The organism is Meridianimarinicoccus roseus (genome assembly GCF_003172915.1).
Taxonomy (GTDB): domain Bacteria; phylum Pseudomonadota; class Alphaproteobacteria; order Rhodobacterales; family Rhodobacteraceae; genus Meridianimarinicoccus; species Meridianimarinicoccus roseus.
This window is the reverse complement of record NZ_QGKU01000056.1, coordinates 1-15,124: the sequence shown is the minus strand read 5'-3', so window position 1 is coordinate 15,124 and position 15,124 is coordinate 1. Positions and strand designations below refer to the sequence as shown.

Below are 15,124 nucleotides of genomic sequence, written 5' to 3'. Positions count from 1 at the left end.
TCCGCGCTCCTCTGGGGTCCGCCCGGCACCGGCAAGACCATGCTGGCCGGGGCGCTCGCGGGCACCATGGGCGTGCCGCTGATCGCCACCTCCTACACCGCCTGCCAGGCGGCGGGGCACCTGGGCGACTACCTCGCCGCCATGCACGGCGCCGTGGACGCGGCGATCGCCCGGGCGCCGTCGGTGTTCTTCCTCGACGAGTTCGACAGTTTCGGGCGGCGGAGCACGGGCGATCATGGCGGCCACTATACCCGGCAAGTGGTGAACGACATGTTGCAGCAGCTGACCCGCCTGCACGACGCGCCGGGCGTCGTCGTGCTGGCCGCGACCAACGCGCCGGAGCTTGTCGACCCCGCGCTGCGCCGCGCCGGGCGGTTCGACCTGACGCTCGAGATCGGCCCGCCCGACCTCGCCGGGCTGCGCGCGATCCTGGCGGCCCATCTCGGCGCGGCGGCCCCGGACGCGAAAGCGCTGATCGAGGCGGCGCGCGCGCTTCTCGGCCAGACCGGCGCCACGGCCGCGGCGGTCGCGCGTGAGGCGCTGGGGCTGGCCCGCGACGACACCGCGCCGATCGGCCCTGCACATCTCGCCGCCGCCACCGCGCGCCACGCGCCCGCACTCCCGCCCGGGGACCTCTGGCGCATGGCGGTCCACGAGGCGGGCCATATCCTGCTGGCCGCCGCCCGCGTCCTGCCGATGCCCAAGCGCGTCACCATCGGCGCCACTGGCGGGGCGGCGGAGCTGCCGATGCCGCGCTTCCTGACGGCCGAGGCGACGCTCGACTGGACGGCGATGCTGCTCGGCGGCCGCGCGGCCGAACACGTGCTGCTCGGCGCGGCCTCTTCGGCGGCGGGCGCCGGAGAGGGCAGCGATCTCGACCGCGCAACCGACCTGCTGGTCCGGATGGAGCTGGAATGGGGCCTCGGCGATTGCGGCCTGCTGCACGCCCCGGTCCCGCCGGACCGCCGCGCCTGGCTGCCGGACGCCCTGCGCCACAAGGTCAGCGTGCTCCTGCACGAGGCCGAGGACATCGCGCTTGATGCGCTGATCGCCCACAAGACGCACCTCGCCCGTATCGCGAAGGCCCTCGCCACCGAACGCAGCCTCGACCGCGCCGACCTCGAAGAACTGCTGCAGGACTTCGACCCGACCCCGCCGCCGGAGCCAGAGCCGACCACGCGCAAGGCCACCATCGTCCCGCTCAGGTAGCGAAAGCACCAAACCGCCGCGCCGGGAACACCACACCCCTTGGCGTGGTGAGTCTGATGGGATACCAAAACATCCGTGCCGGACGGGCCTCGAACGGGCCGCAAACGCCGTTTGTTACCCCATTTGCTACCCAGCGACCGGCGCGCCAGAGAAAACCAAACGAAATGAAGATGATCGAAGGGTAAGGTGGCGGAGCGGGTGAAAGCTCCATCAGCCGCGCAGCACACCCCACAAGGCCTCAAACCTGGGGCCTAACCCACTGTTATAATTATTCGAAAACCTCCATCTGGCGTCAGGTGGCCTCAGCAGCCGCTGGAGCAGTTCAGACCCGATCGGTACCTTTTTCCGGCGTCCCCGTCACGAAAGGTACCGCGGTATGGGTTTGACAGTGAAGAAGATCGAGGCCGCCACAAGGGCCAGGAATGGCGACCGCATGGTTGACGGGAACAACCTCTACCTACGCCTCGGATCGAAGGATGCGAAGACCTTCCAAGTGCGGACCGAGGTCGACGGCAAGCGCGCTTGGATCTCGCTCGGCCGGTTCCCGAAGCTGTCACTGGCCGATGCGCGGACGCTGGCAGGCGTCGTGCGCAGCGCCATCTCGCAGGGAACGCCGCTGAGCCGGGTCAACGCGGTGCTCAAACTGAGTTGCGATCCACTGAAAGTGCCGGACCTGCTGACCGATCCGGCGAACGCGCCCGCGGCTGCGCCGGACACCGCTGTCGTCGTCCCGAGCTTCGCCGAGATGGCTACGCGCTGGTATCGTCAGAAACGGGGCAGCTGGTCGAATGGAAAGCACGTTCAGCAGAACTGGAACACGCTGGAGACCTACATCCTGCCCGAGTTCGGCGCGCTGCCGGTGACCGAAGTGCGCCGCAAGCACATCATTACGGCGTTGCGGAAGATCTGGGTGGAGAAGCACGAGACGGCACAGCGAACCCTCGGCCGGGTGCGCGCGATCATGGAGCTTGCACTTCTCGAGGAGATCATCGACGTGAACCCGGCGCAGTTCGATGCCGGTGTCGCGTTCGGCGACCCAAGGATCGCGAAGGGTCACCACGGCTTTCTCGACCCGAGCCGCATGCACGAGGCCTGGTGCTGGCTGCAGGACGTCTCTTGCGACGAGGACGTGCGCCAGGCAGCGATGCTTACAATACTCAGCGCGAAACGCACGAAGGAGATCCGCTTCCTGCATTCCGATCATCTCGATCTGGAGACGGCGATCTGGACGACCGAGGCGGGCCTGATGAAATCCCGTCGACCCCACCGCATCCCGATCACGCGGGAAATGGCGGTCATCTTCGACAACATGGCGATGCTCGGGCGGGATTGCGGGTACTTCTTCGCGCGACCCACAAAAAGCGGCGTGATCAGCGAGAACACCCTTCTGGCGCTTTTCAAGAAGTTCGATCCGGCGATCACGACCCACGGGTTTCGGGCGAGCTTCAAGACCTGGAGCGCGGAGACGGACAAGAGCCACACGGCAACGGAGTTCGCCCTCGACCACAGGCAGCAAGGTCTGGAGGCCGCCTACCAGCGCAGCGACATGTTGGAAGCCCGCCGGGTCCTGATGGCCGAATGGGCCGCGCATGTGACGGCGGGCATGGCACCGAGGGTGCTGCGCGACCTCTGACAGAACCAAGCGGGCTGCCTAGAATGCCACGTAATTAATGCAACGTCTGATAGATCGTCCCAGCCTACTGGCGTCGGTCTCGCCCTCCCGACGCCACGCGTTGCTCCAAAGCTTTGATTTGAGACGCATTTCGATTGCGCCACAACCCGGGCTCAGCTAGCCTCGGCTTAGGCCTAGAAAAGGGACGCGTATAGTTATCATGCGCACCGCCCGAGCCGAGGAGCGTGATGGAGAACGGCAGGTCGGAGCTTCGTTGGGGCGTCGAGCAGCGGCTCGAGTACATTGAGTTCCACCTGTTCTGGGAGGGATATGTCAATCGCATTGACGTGATGCAGCAGTTCGGCGTTTCGGTGAACCAGGCTTCCTCGGACCTGAACCGATACATCGCGCTGGCACCGGACAATATGGTCTACGACAAAAGCGCGCGCACCTATCTCCGTGGCCCGGACTTCGACTGCAAGTTCCGCCGGCCAGACGCAGCGCATTACCTCTCCCAGCTCCGCCTGGTTGTCGACGATGTACTGGAGCGCGACGACTGTTGGATCTCTGACCTGCCACCATATGGATCCGCCCCGACGCCTGTGCGCGGCGTCGATCCGGTGACGCTCCGTTCGGTCGTCGGCGCCATCCGCCGCTCCGAGGCGATCGAAGTGAAGTACCGGTCACTTTCGGGGCCCGAGCCCCGCTGGCGCTGGATCGCTCCGCACGCCATCGGGTTCTACGGGTCCCGCTGGCATACAAGGGCGTTCTGCCAAACCGATGATTGCTTCAAGGAGTTCCTGCTTTCACGGATCCTCGATATCCGCGGATCTCGGGAGAGCGAAACGTCCGCCGACGACGACCGCGACTGGCATTCCGAGGTCACGCTGGAGGTCGGACCTCATCCTGAGATCTCGGAGACGCAGGCCAAGGTCATCGCGCTCGACTACGGGATGCGAGGCGGCAAGGCGAATATCAAGGTGAGGCGCGCGCTCCTCTACCACGCGCTCAGGCGGCTCGGGCTTGATACCGATCCGGCAGCCCGCAGTCCGCAGGATCAGCAGATCGTGCTTTTCAACAGGGAGGTTATCGATGCAGATCATCGATAACACCTCCCACCTTCTCGGGGATGACCTGAAAGCGTCAGTCGGTCGGGGTACGCGTTTGCGGATTGCTGCGTCCTGCTTCTCGATCTACGCGTTCGAAGCTCTGAGGTCCGAACTCTCGAAGGTCGACAGCCTGCAGTTCATTTTTACGGCTCCAACCTTCGTGCCCACCGAGGTAACCGACCGCCTACGGAAGGAACGTAGGGAGTTTTTCATTCCCAAGGCGCGGCGAGAAAGCGGCCTGTATGGTACGGAATTCGAGATCCAGCTCCGCAACAAGCTTACTCAACGCGCCGTCGCTCGGGAATGCGCTGACTGGATACGCAAGAAGGCCAGATTCCGGTCCAACACGACCAAGGCGCCGATGCAGCAATTCATGCATGTTGCCGGGTCTGAAGGCGAAGTGGCCTATATGCCGATCAGCGGCTTCACAGCAGTCGATCTTGGGTACCAAAAGGGTGATGCCGTCTCAAACTTCGTGACCCGCTTCAATGATCCCGGGCACGCCACGGTGTACCTTCAGCTATTCGATCAGATTTGGTCGGACCCGGACAAAGTGAAGGACGTCACCACCGCCATTTGCGAGCACATCGAGTCCGTCTACCAGGAAAACTCTCCCGAGCGCATCTATTTCATGATGCTCTACAACATCTTCCACGACTTCCTCGAGGAGGTCGACGAAGACGTCCTGCCAAACGATCTGACAGGCTACCAGGATAGCTTGGTCTGGAACAAACTATTCAACTACCAGAAGGACGCCGCAACGGGCATCATTAATAAGCTCGAGACCTACAATGGGTGCATTCTCGCGGACTCGGTTGGTCTCGGAAAAACATTCACCGCCTTGGCGGTGGTCAAATATTTTGAGTTGCGGAACCGCTCCGTTCTCGTTCTCTGCCCTAAAAAGCTCGCGGACAACTGGCGGAACTACAACACGAACCTGACAACCAATATTTTCGCCAGGGACCGGTTCAACTACGACGTCCTCTGCCACACCGACCTTTCCCGCACCTCCGGCGAGTCCTTCGGTATCCCCCTCAATCGAGTGAACTGGGGAAACTATGATCTGGTCGTGATCGACGAGTCGCACAACTTCCGCAACAACGATGTCTATAAGGACCGGGAGACCCGCTACCAGAAACTGATGAACAAGGTCATCCGCGCCGGCGTGAAGACCAAGGTTCTGATGCTTTCCGCGACCCCGGTGAACAACAGGTTCAACGATCTTCGGAACCAGCTGGCTCTTGCCTACGAAGGGCAGTCCGAAGCGCTCAGCAAGAACCTGAATACACAGGCCAGCGTCGAAGAGATTTTCCGCCGGGCCCAGAAGGCCTTCAATGAGTGGTCGTCTCTGCCGCCAGAGGAGAGGACCGCCGCGTCGATCCTGAAAGCGCTCGACTTCGATTTTTTCGAGCTTCTCGATGCCGTCACCATCGCCCGGTCACGAAAGCACATCGAGACCTTCTACGACACGAAGGACATCGGGAAGTTCCCCCAAAGGCGCAAGCCGCTCTCTTATCACCGCCCGATCACCGAGCGGTCGGACGTGATGGGGTTCAACGACATCTTCACCCAGCTTTCGGTGCTGAAGCTCGCGGTCTACGCCCCGATCAGCTACATCCTGCCCAGCCGTCTGCGGAAGTATGAGGAGATCTACGACACGCAGGTCGAGGGCGGACGAGGCAAGCTCAGACAGGCCGATCGTGAGCGCAGCCTTCAGGCGCTGATGACGACCAACCTGCTTAAACGCCTGGAGAGCTCGGTCGCTGCGTTCCGTCTCACGCTTCGGTCTCTCGGCGCCAACATCTCGCGCACGCTCGATGCGATAAACGAATTCGAGAAAACCGGACGCAGCGAGAGCGTCAGCGACTACCTCGCGGAAATGAGTGATTTCGACACTGAGGATGACGACCTCTCGGGTCTCGACGAATTCACGGTCGGGAAAAAGGTGCAGATCAGCCTCGCCGACATGGACTTGCCATCGTGGAAGCATGACCTGGCGGCGGACCTCGTCCTGATCGAAGATCTGGTCGCCTCGATGGAAAAGGTCGAACCTGCGGACGACGCCAAGCTCCAGCATCTGCTCGCCCTCATTAGGCAGAAGATCGACGAGCCGCTGAACCCCGGAAACAGGAAGGTTCTGGTCTTCACGGCCTTTGCCGATACAGCCAACTACCTCTTCGACAACCTGGCTCCCTTCGCCGCACAGCTCGGGTTGCACGTCGGCAAGGTCACCGGGTCGGACGCGCCCAAGACCACGCTCAAAAAGTCCTACGACTTCCAGAGCGTCCTCACCCTGTTCTCTCCGAGGTCGAAGGAGAAGGCCATTATCCTCCCGAACGAGCCTGGAGAGCTGGACATCCTCATCGGCACCGATTGCATCTCGGAAGGCCAGAACCTTCAGGACTGCGACTTCTTGATCAACTACGACATCCACTGGAACCCGGTGCGCATCATCCAGAGGTTCGGCCGGATCGACCGGATTGGCTCCCCCAACAGTCAGATCCAGCTGGTCAACTATTGGCCCGATATCTCGCTCGACGAGTACATCAACCTCAAGGAACGCGTCGAGAACCGGATGGTGATCGCAGACGTCACGGCGACAGGCGACGACAACGTCCTAACCGCCAAGTCCAACGACATCGCCTACCGCAAAGAACAACTGAGGCGAATGCAGGAGGAGGTGATCGAGCTGGAGGACGCAAAGGCCGGCATTTCGATCACCGATCTCGGGCTGAACGACTTCCGGATGGACCTGCTCAATTACGTGAAGCAGCATGGTGAGCTAGACAACGTGCCCTTCGGCATGCACGCCGTCGTCCCCGCGCAGCCGGAGCTGGGGCTTCAGCCCGGCGTCATCTTCGCGCTGAAGAACATCCACGACAGCGTGAACGTCAACCAGCAGAACCGGCTGCACCCCTTCTACCTCGTCTACATCGATGACGACGGGCAGATCGGCGCCGACCACACCGAGGTCAAGCGCCTGCTCGACCTGATACGATCCAGCTGCAAGGGGCGGATCGAGCCCATCCGCGACGTCTGCCGCATCTTCAACGAGCGCACCGAAGACGGGCGGAAGATGGGCCGCTATTCCGATCTGCTCTCCAGCGCGATCCGCTCGATGATCGAGGTGAAGGAAGAGAAGGATATCGACAGCCTGTTCAGCGGTGGGCGGACGACGGCGCTGACCCACACCATCAAGGGGCTGGACGATTTCGAACTGATCGCCTTCCTGGTCATCGAAGGGGGCGGCGCATGACCCTTTATGACTGGCCGCGCGCCGCCGCCTTCGGCCGTGTGATCCCAAAGAACAAGATCTACGAGCACGCCGGGGCGAACACGGCACTGAAAGACCTCTTCGTGCGTGAGGTCGACCAGATCGTCTGGTCGCACAAGCTGTCGCCCGAGACGGTCAATCTGGGGGCGACGAAGCAGGTGGCCGAGATACAGGTCTTCCGCATCACCGCACGCACCGCGACGCTGGACGCAGCCGTGCTGCGCGCCGTCGACAAGGCCATCCCCTTTCCGCTGATCTTCGAGGTGACCCATGGTGGCCGCGTTAGGTTGGCCGCGGCCTATAAGCGGCCGAGTGAAGCCGACAGCGCCCGCTGGGTGGTGGGCGACTACTTCCAGGGAGACAGGCTGCCCGAGGATGCGCCGCGTACCCCGCTTCCCGTGGCGCTGACCATGGGCGCGCTGTATGAGCGGCTACTCGAGCCGCTGGTGGCCGGGCAGACGGCAAAGCTGGTCCCCGGCATGGGCGAGGCGCCGCAGACGCCCTTCACCCCTGCCGAGCCGGACCGCTCCGTGCCGCTGGAAGAGCGCATCGCGCAGGCCGAGGCGATCAAGGCGCAGACGCGTGAGGTCGAGCGGATCAAGGCGCGGCTGGGGCGCGAGAGGCAATTCAACAAGCGCGTGGCGATCAATGCCGAGCTGCGGGCGGCCAAAAAGGAATTGGAGCGGCTGACAGGGGCACACCCCAGCGCCGCCGTCACGAACGATTGAGAGGACGAGCATGGACAAGCTGAAGATGCACAGCCCCGACCTGAGCCAGGACAACATCGCGAAGATCCGCGCGCTGTTCCCCGGCTGCGTGACCGAGGCGCGGGACGAGGCGACAGGAGCGGTGCGTCTGGCGGTGGACTTCGATCAGCTGCGTCAGGAGTTGAGCGACCACATCGTGGAAGGGCCACAGGAGCGTTATCGGCTGGACTGGCCGGGGAAGCGCGAGGCACTTCTTGCCTCCAACGCCCCCATCGCGAAAACATTGCGGCCGAGTGAGTCCGACAGCGTGGATTTCCTAGGTACCCACAACCTCTTTATCGAAGGCGACAACCTTGAGGCGCTGAAGGTTATCCAAGAAACTTACCTCGGAAAAGTAAAGCTCATCTATGTCGATCCGCCGTACAATACCGGAAGAGATTTCGTGTATGATGACGACTTTGCGGAAAACGCTGAGAGCTTCATGGTGCGGTCTATGCAGACCTCGGCCAGCGGAGATAGGCTGGTTGCCAACCCTGAGTCGAACGGCCGTTTCCACTCAGATTGGCTGACGATGATGTATTCCAGAATTCGGCTGGCAAAGACCCTACTCTCAGAAGATGGCGTTTTTCTCACATCAATTGACGATGGTGAAGTGTCCAACATCAGAAAAATTTGCGATGAAATTTTTGGCGAAAACCACTTCGCTGCACAGATTATCTGGAAGAAAAGGAATACCCCACCGAATGATCGCGTCATCGGCGCGCAACACGACTATATTCTTGTTTATTTCAAAAATGACCTCGCCGGGATTAATCTTCGACCGCGGACGGATGACCAGATTGCCCGTTACAAAAATCCTGATGACCATCCTAAAGGTCCTTGGGTTGTTGGCGACCTTACAGCCAACGTGAAAGGAGGAAGATTCTCAAATGCCCTTTACTACCCGATCACTAATCCGAACACTGGGGAAGAGTTCTATCCGCCGAATAATGGCAACTGGCGCTTCAATAAGGATAGAATTGAGCGGCTTATTGCAAGCGACGAGATTTACTTTGGGAAAGACGGAACGTCTTCCCCCAAACTTAAACGTTTCCTATGTGATGTTAAGGATGGCGCAACATGGACTACATTGTGGGACTTTGCTCCGTTTAACACATCCGGGACGAATGAGATGCGGGACATTTTTGGAAATTCGGTCCTATTTGAGAATCCGAAGCCCATCGGTCTGTTGGAGCATATCGTGGATCTCGGCGCTTCTTCGGATGCCTTGGTCATGGATTTCTTTGCTGGGTCGGGTACCACGGCCCATGCGGTGCTCAAGAAGAATTCTGAAGACGGCGGCAGTCGCCGGTTCATAATGGTTCAACTTCCAGAGGCGACGAACGAAGACTCTGAAGCCCACAAAGCGGGTTACAAAACTATCGCTGAGGTTTCCAAGGAACGCATCCGGCGCGCCGGCAAGAAAATCCTCGAAGGTGAATGCCACCCAGATTGGAACCGCGATGTCGGCTTCCGGGTGCTCAAGGTGGACACCTCAAACATGAAGGACGTCTACTACCGTCCGGACGAGCTGAAGCAGTCCGACCTGCTCGATATGGTCGACAACGTGAAAGAGGGCCGCACGGCCGAGGACCTGCTCTTCCAGGTGCTGGTCGATTGGGGCGTGGACCTGACACTGCCCATCCGCCGCGAAACGGTGCAGAGCAAGACCGTGTTCTTCGTCGACGACAACGCCCTTGTCGCCTGCTTCGACCGCGGCGTCACCGAGGATCTGGTGAAGGAGCTGGCAGGTCACGAGCCCCTGCGCGTGGTCTTCCGCGACAACGGATTCGTCTCGGACGCGGTGAAGATCAACGTCGAACAGATCTTCCGCCAGCTCTCACCCACCACCGACGTCAAGTCGATCTGAGGCCAACCATGGATCAGACCGCGCTGTCCGTCCTGCTTGCCAGACTTATCTCCGATTGGGAGAGCGAGGTGGTCGAATTCAAGCGCGGGAAGGACGGATTCTCGAGCAGTGACCTTGGCAAGTACGTCTCAGCGTTGGCGAATGAGGCGAACCTGCGCGGACAGGACCGCGCTTGGCTCGTTTTCGGGGTAGAGAACAAAACTCGCGCGATCGTCGGGACCTCCTACAAGGAGGACCTCACGCATCTTAACGCCGACAAGCTTCAGATCATGAACGGAACCGGCAGCTTCACCGTTCGGGAGATCCATGTCCTGAACCATGAAGACGGCCGGGTCATTCTGTTCGAGATACCTACCGCGCCTCGCGGTATGCCTATCAGCTGGAACGGACACTATTTTGGCCGCGCCGGCGAAAGTCTCGTCGCTCTGGGGCAGGACAAGCTCGACGAGATCAGGTCGCAGACCCTCGCAACGGACTGGACGGCGCAGGTGGTTCCCGAAGCCAGCTTGGCAGACCTTGACCCGCGAGCAATCAAAATCGCGCGGGAACGCTTCATTGCAAAACATGCAAACCGTTTCCCGCCAGAAGACATCGAACGATGGAGTGACACTGCGCTGCTGGACCGTGCAAAGCTCACCCAAAACGGCCAGATCTCGCGTGCTGCGCTTCTATTGCTGGGCAAACCTGAAGCGGCGTGGCGGCTCAGTCCTCACCCAGCGGAGATCACCTGGAGGCTTGAGGGGGAAGAACGGGCTTACGAGCATTTTGGTCCTCCGTTCCTGCTAGCTACGTCGCAAGTTTTTTCACGGATCCGGAATGTGCAGCTTCGGCTGCTACCTGAGAACGAGCTGCTTGCACATGAGGTATCCAAGTACGATCAAAAGGTCGTGCTCGAGGCATTGCACAACTGCATCGCTCATCAGGACTACAGTCGGTCAGGTCGGGTCGTCGTAACTGAGTTACCTGATCGGTTGGTGCTGGAGAATGAGGGGGCATTCTACGAAGGACAGCCAGAGGATTACATTCTGCACGAACGCGTCCCACGACGGTATCGAAATCCATTCCTGGCGCAGTCGATGACAGAGCTCAACATGATCGATCACATGGGGTATGGCATCCTCGACATTTACCAACGACAGCGGCAGCGCTTCTTTCCGTTACCAGACTACGATCTCAGCGAAGCTGATGTGGTGCGACTGATAATCCATGGGCGGGTCGTGGATCCCGCATACAGTCGATTGTTAATGAAGGAGACAGGGCTGCCGCTGGTGGATGTGCTAGCTCTAGACCGCATTCAGAAACGTCTCCCCGTGGCAGAAGATGCGCTCAGGCACCTGCGCAGGCGCAATTTGGTCGAGGGGCGAAAGCCCAACATACATGTCTCAGCCAAAATTGCCGCGGCCACTGAGAGTAAGGCCGAATATATTCGGACGCGTGCGCAGGACGATGAGCACTACGCTCGCTTGCTCTGCGACTACCTAGGAAAGTTCGGCAAAGCGGACCGGGCAGAGATTGACCGCCTTTTGACGGACAAGTTGAGCGACGCACTCTCTCCGGAGCAAAAGCAGGACAAGATCAGCAACCTTCTGACGAAGCTCAGACGGCAGGAGCGAATTTTCAACGCTGGCTCGCGCAGCAAGCCGGAATGGAGGCTTGCAGAATGAATGCAGCTCTTAGCCGCCTGAAAAGAAAAGACTTTTTTCGGCGCAACCCTTTCTGCACCGCCGTTCGCGGGCGCGCTTTGCAGAAAGAATGCAGAAAGACGGCCGCATGAAGCTCAAGTTCAAGGTCCAGCCCTACCAGACCAACACCGTCAACGACGTGGTCGACTGTTTCGCCGGCCAGCCCATGACCTCTGGCCTAACCTACCGCATCGACCCCGGCCGCAAGGCGCAAGCCAGCGCCTTCGAGGAAGGCTTCAAGAACGCCGACCTCGTCCTGACCGACGTGCAGATCCTGGAGAACATCCAGAAGGTCCAGCGGCGCCAGAACCTGCCCGTCTCGCAGTCGTTGACGGACTTCACGACCTTCAACGCTCGGGGCGAGCGCGTGCCCGTCGCTGCCACCTACAAGCGCGACGCGCTGGCCGCGACCCGCGTTCACCTCGACGTCGAGATGGAGACCGGCACGGGAAAGACCTACTGCTACATCAAGACCATCTTCGAGATGAACAAGCGGTATGGCTGGTCGAAGTTCATCATCATGGTGCCGTCGATCGCGATCCGCGAAGGGGTTTACAAGTCGCTGCAGATCACGGCCGACCATTTCACCGAAAGCTACGGCAAGAAGGCGCGGTTCTTCATCTACAATTCCAAGCGCCTGCACGAGCTAGAGAGCTTTTCGTCCGACGCCGGGATCAACGTGATGGTGATCAACATCCAGGCGTTCAACGCGCGCGGGGCCGACAACCGGCGCATCTACGAGGAGTTGGACGACTTCCAGTCGCGCAGGCCCATCGATGTGATCGCTTCGAACCGGCCGATCCTGATCCTGGACGAACCGCAGAAGATGGAAGGCGCAGCGACGATGGAGGCGCTGCCAAAGTTCAAGCCGCTGTTCATCATGCGCTATTCGGCCACCCACCGGACCCAGCACAACCGCGTTCATCGGCTGGACGCGCTGGACGCCTACAACCAGAAGCTGGTCAAGAAGATCGCAGTACGCGGCATCCAGACCCGCGGGCTGGCCGGCACCAACGCTTATCTCTACCTCGAGGGCATCGAAATCTCGAAGAAGGCACCCATGGCGCGGATCGAGATGGAGGTGAAGCTGAAGTCGGGCGAGATCAAGCGCCAGCTTAGGCGGTTCGAGTTCCGCGATGACCTGTTCGTGGTGTCGGGCGAGCTGGACCAATATCGCGGCTTCACGATCAGTCAGATCGACGCCGTCAACGACACGGTCGAATTCACCAACGGGGAAATGCTGAGGGCTGGCGAGGCGAACGGCGATGTCTCGGAACGCGATATCCGCCGCATCCAGATCCGCGAGACGATCAAGGCGCATCTAGACAAGGAAAAGCAGCTGTTCGCACAGGGCATCAAGGTCCTGTCGCTGTTCTTCATCGACGAGGTGGTGAAGTACCGGGACTACGGCCAGGCCGACGAGAAAGGCGAGTATGCGCGGGTCTTTGAGGAAGAGTACGAGCTACTGAAAGCCGAATACCTGTCGGAGCTCGCAATCGATAACGAGGCGTACCGGGAATATCTCGCCAGCATCGACTCCGCGAAGACGCACAACGGCTATTTCTCGATCGATAAGAAGACAAACCGCCTCAAAGACCCTGCCGTTGGCGCCCGCTCGGTCGATTCCGACGACGTGGACGCCTACGACCTGATCCTGAAGGACAAGGAGCGCCTGCTTTCCTTCGCCGAACCCACCCGGTTCATCTTCTCACACTCGGCGCTGCGCGAGGGGTGGGACAACCCGAACGTCTTTGTCATGTGCATGCTGAAGCACAGCGACAACACCATTTCCCGCCGCCAGGAGGTGGGGCGTGGCCTGCGGCTGAGCGTCGATCAGCACGGGGACAGGATGGACCACCCGGCGGTGGTGCACGACATCAACGTACTCACCGTGGTGGCGAGCGAGAGCTATAAAGACTTCGTGGCCGGGCTACAGAAAGAGATCGCGGAGACCCTCTCATCGCGTCCTCGGCAGGCAACAGAGGACTACTTCACGGGCAAGACACTCGCGACCGAGCATGGCCCGGTTGAGGTGACTGCCGCCATGGCCAAGCAGATCTACCGCTATCTGGTGAAGAATGACTATTCCGACGATGCGGACCAGATCGCAGACGCCTACCACGAGGCCAAGGCGGCGGGAAAACTGGCCGACTTGCCCGAGGAACTGAAGCCGCACGCCGAGCAGGTGTTCCAGCTCATCGACAGCGTCTTCAGCGACGCGCAACTGCCCAAGGTCGATGACGGCCGCAAGCCCAAGACCAACCCCCTCAATGCCAATTTCGAGAAGAAGGAGTTCCAGGAGCTTTGGGCGCGGATCAACCGCAAGGCGGTCTATCGGGTGGAGTTCGATTCAGAGGAGCTGATCCGCAAGTGCATCAGCGCGCTGGACAGTCAGCTGCGGGTCACCCCCTTGCAGTACACCGTTCAGGTCGGCGTACAGAATGACGGGTTGACCGACGGCCAGCTTCGCAGCGGCGACGGCTTCTCGGTCACGAACACGACGACCGAGCGCGGGGACTCAATCCATTCGCTCGTGAAGTACGACCTCGTGGGGAAGGTAGCTGAGAACGCACAGCTGACGCGAGACACGACGGCGAGCATCTTGGGCCAGATCGCGCCTGCGGTTTTCGAGCAGTTCACGAAGAACCCCGAGCACTTTATCTCCGAGGCCTCGCGTATCATTGCCGAGCAGAAGGCGGCCATGGTGATCGAGCGTCTGGCCTACGACGAAGTTTATGAGCGGTACGACGTCGACATTTTCACTGCGAACCAGACCGGCCAGGATTTCTCCCGAGCCACGGCGAAGCTCAAGAACCACGTCTACGACTATGCGATCACCGACTCCGATGTCGAAAGAGATTTCGTGAAAGAGCTGGATACAAGCAGCGAGGTCGTTGTATATGCCAAACTCCCGCGTGGATTTTTGATCCCGACTCCGGTCGGGGACTACAACCCCGATTGGGCGATATCCTTCAAGGTTGGCAGTGTGCGGCACATATACTTCGTCGCCGAGACCAAAGGCACGATGTCCACGATGAAGTTGCGCGAGATCGAGAAGACGAAGATCGAATGCGCACGTAAGTTCTTCGATGAGATCAGCGAGCGCGTCACGGCGGATATTGTGAAATATGATGTGGTGACCGACTACGCCAAATTGATGGGCCTGGTTGGAAAATGAAGTGCTTTCCATTCTCCTGCAGGGCTCGGGCCATGAACGAACGATAGGGCCCGGAGTATTGAACACCCTTCAACGACGCCCTTTGTTCGTAAGCGCCCGGTTGTCACCGCCTGCTCGGTGGCGGCGCGATGGCCTAAGACACGTGCTTAGCGACGTCGCAAACGACGTGTCTTATGTGCGGAGGTGTCATGCGGGGCGAGGTTCTGGGTACCTCTGGCCCGGCCGCTTCCACGAGCGGCCGCACATTTCGACGCGCCAGTACACCCGGCTCGTGCGCGACTGGGTGTGTTCGATCGGCCTTTAGCCGAGCGCCTACGGGACCCATTCCATGCGGCGGACCAAGGTCGCGCAGATCTATCGCAAGAAAGGAAATCTGCGGGCGGTTCAGCTGTTGCGTAAGCGGCGTCTGGCAGGCACCTTCTGCTGAGGGCCGCGATCTGGGAC

General features: G+C 60.5%; 8 protein-coding genes and 1 pseudogene. All 9 read left to right on the top strand.

Translation table 11 applies throughout. The features are described from left to right. Positions 1-1,209: AAA family ATPase (locus DKT77_RS17900; protein WP_146205039.1), on the top strand; the 1,209-nt coding region annotated here is incomplete at its 5' end. A 376-nt stretch (positions 1,210-1,585) separates the two neighbouring features. After that, the gene (locus DKT77_RS17895) at positions 1,586-2,842 is read left to right on the top strand and encodes a tyrosine-type recombinase/integrase (protein ID WP_109813034.1); all 1,257 of its coding nucleotides are present in this window, start codon (positions 1,586-1,588) and stop codon (positions 2,840-2,842) included. A gap of 227 nt (positions 2,843-3,069) precedes the next feature. Then, entirely contained in the window at positions 3,070-3,930 is an 861-nt protein-coding gene (locus DKT77_RS17890; RefSeq protein ID WP_109813033.1) for a BrxR family helix-turn-helix transcriptional regulator, read from the top strand. Further along, the gene (locus tag DKT77_RS17885; protein ID WP_109813032.1) at positions 3,914-7,186 is read left to right on the top strand and encodes a helicase-related protein; all 3,273 of its coding nucleotides are present in this window, start codon (positions 3,914-3,916) and stop codon (positions 7,184-7,186) included. Before DKT77_RS17890 ends, DKT77_RS17885 begins: the two co-directional genes overlap by 17 nt. After that, a complete protein-coding gene (locus tag DKT77_RS17880) occupies positions 7,183-7,932 on the top strand; it encodes a DUF4391 domain-containing protein (protein ID WP_109813031.1) in 750 nt (249 codons plus the stop codon). The genes DKT77_RS17885 and DKT77_RS17880 overlap by 4 nt, the downstream gene beginning before the upstream one ends. Before the next feature lie 10 nt (positions 7,933-7,942). Beyond that, positions 7,943-9,820 (top strand): site-specific DNA-methyltransferase, encoded by a 1,878-nt coding sequence (locus DKT77_RS17875; RefSeq protein ID WP_109813030.1) that lies wholly within the window; start codon positions 7,943-7,945, stop codon positions 9,818-9,820. An 8-nt stretch (positions 9,821-9,828) separates the two neighbouring features. Beyond that, positions 9,829-11,484 (top strand): RNA-binding domain-containing protein, encoded by a 1,656-nt coding sequence (locus tag DKT77_RS17870; protein WP_109813029.1) that lies wholly within the window; start codon positions 9,829-9,831, stop codon positions 11,482-11,484. A 106-nt stretch (positions 11,485-11,590) separates the two neighbouring features. Beyond that, positions 11,591-14,680 (top strand): type III restriction-modification system endonuclease, encoded by a 3,090-nt coding sequence (locus DKT77_RS17865; protein WP_109813028.1) that lies wholly within the window; start codon positions 11,591-11,593, stop codon positions 14,678-14,680. A 199-nt stretch (positions 14,681-14,879) separates the two neighbouring features. Beyond that, positions 14,880-15,074 (top strand): annotated as a pseudogene (locus DKT77_RS17860) (integrase); the annotation flags it as partial. Between the last annotated feature and the right edge of the window lie 50 nt (positions 15,075-15,124).

Coding starts and splice junctions, on each gene's coding strand:
- DKT77_RS17895 (WP_109813034.1), top strand. CDS start 1,586: ATGGGTTTGACAGTGAAGAAGATCGAGGCCGCCACAAGGGCCAGGAAT.
- DKT77_RS17890 (WP_109813033.1), top strand. CDS start 3,070: ATGGAGAACGGCAGGTCGGAGCTTCGTTGGGGCGTCGAGCAGCGGCTC.
- DKT77_RS17885 (WP_109813032.1), top strand. CDS start 3,914: ATGCAGATCATCGATAACACCTCCCACCTTCTCGGGGATGACCTGAAA.
- DKT77_RS17880 (WP_109813031.1), top strand. CDS start 7,183: ATGACCCTTTATGACTGGCCGCGCGCCGCCGCCTTCGGCCGTGTGATC.
- DKT77_RS17875 (WP_109813030.1), top strand. CDS start 7,943: ATGGACAAGCTGAAGATGCACAGCCCCGACCTGAGCCAGGACAACATC.
- DKT77_RS17870 (WP_109813029.1), top strand. CDS start 9,829: ATGGATCAGACCGCGCTGTCCGTCCTGCTTGCCAGACTTATCTCCGAT.
- DKT77_RS17865 (WP_109813028.1), top strand. CDS start 11,591: ATGAAGCTCAAGTTCAAGGTCCAGCCCTACCAGACCAACACCGTCAAC.